We start from the raw sequence: 5,278 nt of genomic DNA, 5'->3' as shown, positions 1-5,278 counted from the left end.
GCGGCCTCGCGCGCGGCGCGCGCCTCGGCGGCCAGCACCACGCCGCGCTTGATGCGCGGCGGCGCGTCCAGCCCCAGCTGCTCGCGCAGCACCTTGGCGTTGATCTCCTCCACCGCGCCGCGCGGCAGATCGGCCAGGGCGAAGGGGCCATAGGCGATGCGGATCAGCCGCGTCACCGTCAGCCCCAGATGCTGCAGCACCCGCCGCACCTCGCGATTCTTGCCCTCGCTCAGCGAGACGGTCAGCCAGGCATTGGTGCCCTGGCGGGAATCGAGCCCGGCCTGGATCGGGCCATAGGCCACGCCCTCCACCGTCACGCCATGGGCCAGGGCGGCCAAAGCGCGCTCATCCACCCGGCCATGCACGCGGGCGCGGTAGCGGCGGATCCACTGGTTGTCCGGCAGCTCCAGCTTGCGGCTGAGCGCGCCGTCATTGGTCAGCAGCAGCAGCCCCTCGGAATTGAGGTCGAGCCGCCCGACCGAGACCAGCCGCGGCAGGCCGGCGGGCAGCTCCTCGAACACCGTGCGGCGGCCTTCCGGGTCCTTGTGCGTGGTCACCAGGCCGGGCGGCTTGTGGTAGCGGAACAGCCGCGTGCGCTCCGGCTCCCCCACCTTCTTGCCGGAGACGGTGACGCTGTCGCCCGGCTGCACGAAGCTCGCCGGCCCGTCCAGCACGCGGCCATTCACCGCCACCTGCCCCTCGGCGATCAGCTTCTCCGCGTCGCGGCGGCTGGCGATGCCGGCGCGCGCCAGCCATTTGGCGATGCGCTCGCCCTTCGGGCCGTCCTGCTCCTCGCTCATGCCCGGCGCTCCCGGCAGGCGGCGACGAAGGCGTCGAGGATGCTCTGGTCCCTCGAATCCACCGCATATTCCGGGTGCCACTGCACCCCCAGCGCGAAGCGGTGCGCGGTGGATTCGATGCCCTCGATCACCCCGTCCGGCGCCACGGCATTGACCACGCAGCCCGGCCCGGCCCGCTCCACCGCCTGGTGGTGCGCCGAGTTCACCGCCATGCGCGGCGCGCCCACGATGCGCGACAGCAAGGTGCCCTCGGTCAGCGCCACCTCATGCCCCGGCTCGGTGCGCGGGTTGGGCTGCTCATGCGCCAGCGCATCCGGCACGCTGTCCGGGATGTGCTGGATCAGCGTGCCGCCCAGCACCACCGCCAGCAGCTGCTCGCCACCGCAGATACCCAGGATCGGCATGTCGCGCGCCAGCGCGCCGCGCACCATCGCCAGCTCGAACGCCGTGCGGCCCTGCTTCAGCACCACCGTGTCGTGCTTCGGCCCGCCACCATACAGCGAGGGGTCCACGTCGAAGGCCCCGCCCGTCACCAGCAGCCCGTCGATCTCGTCCAGATAGCGCTCCGCCTGCTCGGCCAGATGCGGCAGGGCGATCGGCAGGCCACCCGCGCGGGCGACGCTGTCAAAATAATTCTGCCGCAGGGCATACCAGGGGAGCTTGGAGTAGCCGCCCGGCTGCTCCGCATCCAATGTCAGGCCGATCAGGGGGGTGGTGCGCATCTGGGCGTGCTAACGCCGTGCCGGGAAGGACACAATCGAAATGCGCGCCGGGGGCGCTGCCCCCGGGCCCCCGCCGGGGGGACAGGGTCCCCCCGGACCCCGCCATTCGTGGGGGTGCCTTGCCGCAGCAGGCGCTTTGGAGTGATCTGGCGGCGCAAAGCCAACAGAGGAACGGCCGATGGAATTCAAGGGCAGGCGCGTCGTGGTCATGGGCGGCAGCCGCGGCATCGGGCGCAGCATCGCCCTCGGCTTCGCCAGCCAGGGCGCCTCGGTCGCCATCTGCGCCCGCGGCGCCGGCCCGCTGGAGGCCGCGCGGCAGGAGATCGCGGCCCAGGGCGTCACCGCCTTCGCCGCGCCCTGCGACCTCGCCAAAGCAGAGGACATCGCCAGCTTCATCCCGCAGGCCGCCGCCGCGCTGGGCGGCATCGACGTGCTGGTCAACAACGCCTCCGGCTTCGGCGCCACCGATGACGAGGCCGGCTGGGCCGCCTCCTTCCAGGTAGACATGATGGCCATCGTCCGCGCCTCCCAGGCCGCGCTGCCCTGGCTGCAGCAGGCGGAAGGCGGCTCGATCGTCAACGTCTCCTCCATCTCCGCCCTGCGCGCCACCAGCCGCACCGCCCCCTACGGCGCCATCAAGGCCGCCGTGCTGCACTACACCGCCAGCCAGGCGAAGATGCTGGCCCGCCAGGGCATCCGCGTGAACGCCGTCGCCCCCGGCTCCATCGAATTCCCCGGCGGCAGCTGGGAACAGCGCCGCACCAGCGACCCGGACCTCTACAACGCGACCCTGAAACAGATCCCCTTCGGCCGCCTCGGCACGCCGGAGGAGGTGGCCGATGTCGTGCTGTTCCTCGCCTCCCCCCGCGCCCGCTGGGTGACCGGCCAGGGCATCGTCGTCGATGGCGGCCAGCTGATCGGGCCCTGAGCGCCGCATGACCCCCATCGAGATCGCGCTGCAGGAGGCGCGCGACGCCGCCGCCCGTGGCGAGGTCCCGGTGGGAGCGGTGGTGACCGACGCGGCCGGCCGCGTGCTGGGCCGCGCCGGCAACCGGGTGGAGCAGGACCACGACGCCAGCGCCCATGCCGAGATGCTGGCGCTGCGCCAGGCGGCGGCGGCGCTGGGCTCCCCCCGCCTGCCCGGCTGCACCCTGACGGTGACGCTGGAGCCCTGCCCGATGTGCGCCCAGGCCGCCAGCTTCTTCCGCATCCGCCGCGTCGTCTTCGGCGCCTACGACCCGAAGGGCGGCGGGGTGGAGCATGGCGCGCGCATCTACGCCGCCCCCTCCTGCCACCACGCGCCCGAGGTGGTGGGCGGCGTGCGGGAGGGCGAATGCGCCACCCTGCTACGGGAATTCTTTGCCGCGCTGCGCCGCTGAGGCGCCCCCCGGCCGGATGCGAGCATGATCGAAGAGACCCGCCGCCTCGTCCTCGTCTTCGGCCTGGGCGGCTTCGCCGGGGCGCTCGCCGGCCGCGCCCTGGACCCGCTGATGGGCGAGCTGGCGGCCGAGTTCCAGACCCCGCACGCCCAGGTGGCGCTGCTGGCCAGCGCCTTCACCCTGCCCTACGCCCTGGTGCAGCCGGTGCTGGGCCCGATGGGCGACGCCTTCGGCAAGCGCCGCGTCATCGGCCTGTGCCTGGCCGCCCTGGCGCTGATGCTGGCCGCCTGCGCCCTGGCGCCGGGGCTCGATTCCCTGTTCGTGGCGCGCATCGCGGCGGGGCTTGCCGCCGGCGGCATCTTCCCGCTGACCCTGGCGCTGTTCGGCGACCGCGTGGCGATGGAGCAGCGCCAGCTGGCCATCAGCCGCTTTCTGGCCTGCGCCATCTTGGGCCAGCTGGCGGGCGGCGCCGTCTCCGGCCTGGTCTCGCCCTGGATCGGCTGGCGCGGGGTGATGGCCTTCTGCGCGCTGATGGCGGCGCTCTCCGCCGCCGTGGTGGCGCTCGACGCCCGCCGCGCCCCCGGCGCCGCCCCGCCCGGCCGCCTGCCCGGCCTGGCCGAGATCCTGCGCCGCTATGGCGGCATCCTGCGCAACCGCGCCGCCCAGCCGCTCTTCCTCGGCGTGCTGCTGGAGGGGATGCTGGTCTTCGGCCCCTTCCCCTTCTTCTCCGAACTGCTGGGCGGCGACGGGCACGGCACGCGCAATGCCGGGCTGGCCGTCGCCGGCTTCGGGCTGGGCGGCTTCGGCTACACGCTGCTGGCGCCGCTGCTGCTGCGGCATCTGGGCCAGGCACGTATGATGCGGCTGGCCGGGGCCTGCGTGCTGCTGGGCCTCGCCTCCCTCGCCGCCGCCGCGTCCGATCCGCGCATCGGCATCGCCGGCTCGCTGCTGATCGGCCTCGGCTTCTTCATGCTGCACAACAGCATCCAGACCCGCGTGACCGAGGTGGCGCCCGGCGCGCGCGGCTCGGCCGTGGCGCTGCACGCCTTCTGCTATTTCCTGGGCCAGGCGGTGGGGCCGGCGCTGTTCGGGCTGGGCCAGGCGGCGGCCGGCACCGGGCCGGCGCTGCTGGGCAGCGGGCTCGGCGTGCTGGCCATCGCGTACTGGCTCAGCCGCCGGCGCATGGGCTGAGCCGCGCGTCCGGGCGCCACCGCCGGGCAACCGGCGCGGCGGTCCCGGCGTTGCCGGGGCGCGCCCACGCCACCGTCAGAAATCGCTGACGCGGCCCTTGCGTTCCCAGTCGCCGAAGCGCGTCGGCTCCGGCCCGGCCGGGCCGCCGATCTCGGGCGGCATCGGCGCGGGCTTGGGCTTCGGTGCGGCGGCGCTGTCCTGCGGCGCGGCGGCGGTGTCGGCGGAGGGGGCGGTCCCCTCTTGTTCGGGCTTCGTCATGCCCCCCATCTGGGGTGCTGAGGGTGCAAAGGGGAAGAGGTCATGAACGGCTATCTGCGCACCGCGCTGCTGCTGGCGGCGATGACCGGGCTCTTCGTCGTGGTGGGCGGCGCCATTGGCGGCCGGGGCGGCATGATGATCGCCTTCGGCATCGCCTGTGCCACCAACCTCTTCGCCTGGTGGAACAGCGACCGCATGGTGCTGCGCATGCACAACGCGCAGCCGGTCGGCCCGCAGGACGCGCCCGCGCTGTACGAGATGACGGCACGGCTGGCGCAGCGCGCCGGCCTGCCGATGCCCGCGCTCTACATCATCCACGAGGACCAGCCCAACGCCTTCGCCACCGGCCGCGGCCCGGAGAACGCGGCGGTCGCCGTCAACACCGGCCTGCTGAACCGCATGCCGCCGGAGGAGGTGGAGGGCGTCATCGCGCATGAGCTGGCGCATATCCGCAACCGCGACACGCTGATCATGACGGTCACCGCCTGCCTGGCGGGCGCCATCGGCATGCTGGCGCAGTTCGGCTTCCTCTTTGGCGGCATGCGCGGGCGCGACGAGCGCGGCATGAACCCGATCGCCACCATCCTGATCATGCTGCTGGCGCCGCTCGCCGCCGCCGTGGTGCAGATGGCGATCAGCCGCTCCCGCGAATACGAGGCGGACCGCGCCGGCGCCGAGATCAGCGGCAACCCGATGGGCCTGGCCAACGCCCTGACCCGGCTGGAGCAGGGCCGGCTCTCGCACATCAACCAGGCGGCCGAGGCCAACCCCGCCACCGCCCACATGTTCATCATCAACCCGCTGGCCGGGCTGCGGGCGGACAATCTCTTCTCCACCCACCCGGCCACGCAGAACCGCGTCGCCGCGCTGATGGAGCTGGCGCAGCGCATGGGCCCGGCGCCGCGCCGCCCCTTCGCCGGCGGCCGCC

7 protein-coding genes are annotated in these 5,278 nt (G+C 73.7%); 4 read left to right on the top strand and 3 right to left on the bottom strand.

The features are described from left to right. Both HMPREF0731_RS11775 and HMPREF0731_RS11770 read right to left on the bottom strand, forming a co-directional pair. A partial coding sequence (locus tag HMPREF0731_RS11775) for a pseudouridine synthase (RefSeq protein WP_007004354.1) occupies positions 1 to 800 on the bottom strand: 800 nt, incomplete at its 3' end. Continuing rightward, positions 797 to 1,522: a gamma-glutamyl-gamma-aminobutyrate hydrolase family protein gene (locus HMPREF0731_RS11770; RefSeq protein WP_007004353.1), complete on the bottom strand. Its 726-nt coding sequence runs from the start codon at positions 1,520 to 1,522 to the stop codon at positions 797 to 799. The genes HMPREF0731_RS11775 and HMPREF0731_RS11770, both read right to left, overlap by 4 nt. Before the next feature lie 178 nt (positions 1,523 to 1,700). On the opposite strand from HMPREF0731_RS11770, the gene HMPREF0731_RS11765 reads away from it, so the two are divergent. Genes HMPREF0731_RS11765 through HMPREF0731_RS11755 form a run of 3 tightly spaced genes read left to right on the top strand, consistent with a single transcriptional unit; the run spans position 1,701 to position 4,092 of the window. Further along, positions 1,701 to 2,450, top strand: coding sequence for an SDR family NAD(P)-dependent oxidoreductase (locus HMPREF0731_RS11765; protein WP_007004352.1), 750 nt, complete (start codon positions 1,701 to 1,703; stop codon positions 2,448 to 2,450). A 7-nt stretch (positions 2,451 to 2,457) separates the two neighbouring features. After that, positions 2,458 to 2,901, top strand: coding sequence for a nucleoside deaminase (locus HMPREF0731_RS11760; RefSeq protein WP_007004351.1), 444 nt, complete (start codon positions 2,458 to 2,460; stop codon positions 2,899 to 2,901). 24 nt (positions 2,902 to 2,925) lie between these two features. Then, entirely contained in the window at positions 2,926 to 4,092 is a 1,167-nt protein-coding gene (locus HMPREF0731_RS11755) for an MFS transporter (protein ID WP_007004350.1), read from the top strand. 75 nt (positions 4,093 to 4,167) lie between these two features. On the opposite strand, the gene HMPREF0731_RS11750 is transcribed toward HMPREF0731_RS11755, so the two are convergent. After that, positions 4,168 to 4,350 carry a DUF1674 domain-containing protein gene (locus HMPREF0731_RS11750; RefSeq protein ID WP_157136078.1) on the bottom strand — a complete coding sequence of 61 codons (183 nt, stop codon included), beginning with the start codon at positions 4,348 to 4,350 and terminating at the stop codon, positions 4,168 to 4,170. A 42-nt stretch (positions 4,351 to 4,392) separates the two neighbouring features. On the opposite strand from HMPREF0731_RS11750, the gene htpX reads away from it, so the two are divergent. Continuing rightward, the coding region (gene htpX / locus HMPREF0731_RS11745) for a zinc metalloprotease HtpX (protein ID WP_007004348.1) at positions 4,393 to 5,278 on the top strand (886 nt) is incomplete at its 3' end.

This window comes from Pseudoroseomonas cervicalis ATCC 49957 (assembly GCF_000164635.1).
In the GTDB taxonomy this organism is placed as follows: domain Bacteria; phylum Pseudomonadota; class Alphaproteobacteria; order Acetobacterales; family Acetobacteraceae; genus Pseudoroseomonas; species Pseudoroseomonas cervicalis.
The sequence above is the reverse complement of the archived record's forward strand: the minus strand, read 5'-3'. Positions and strand labels throughout refer to the sequence as shown.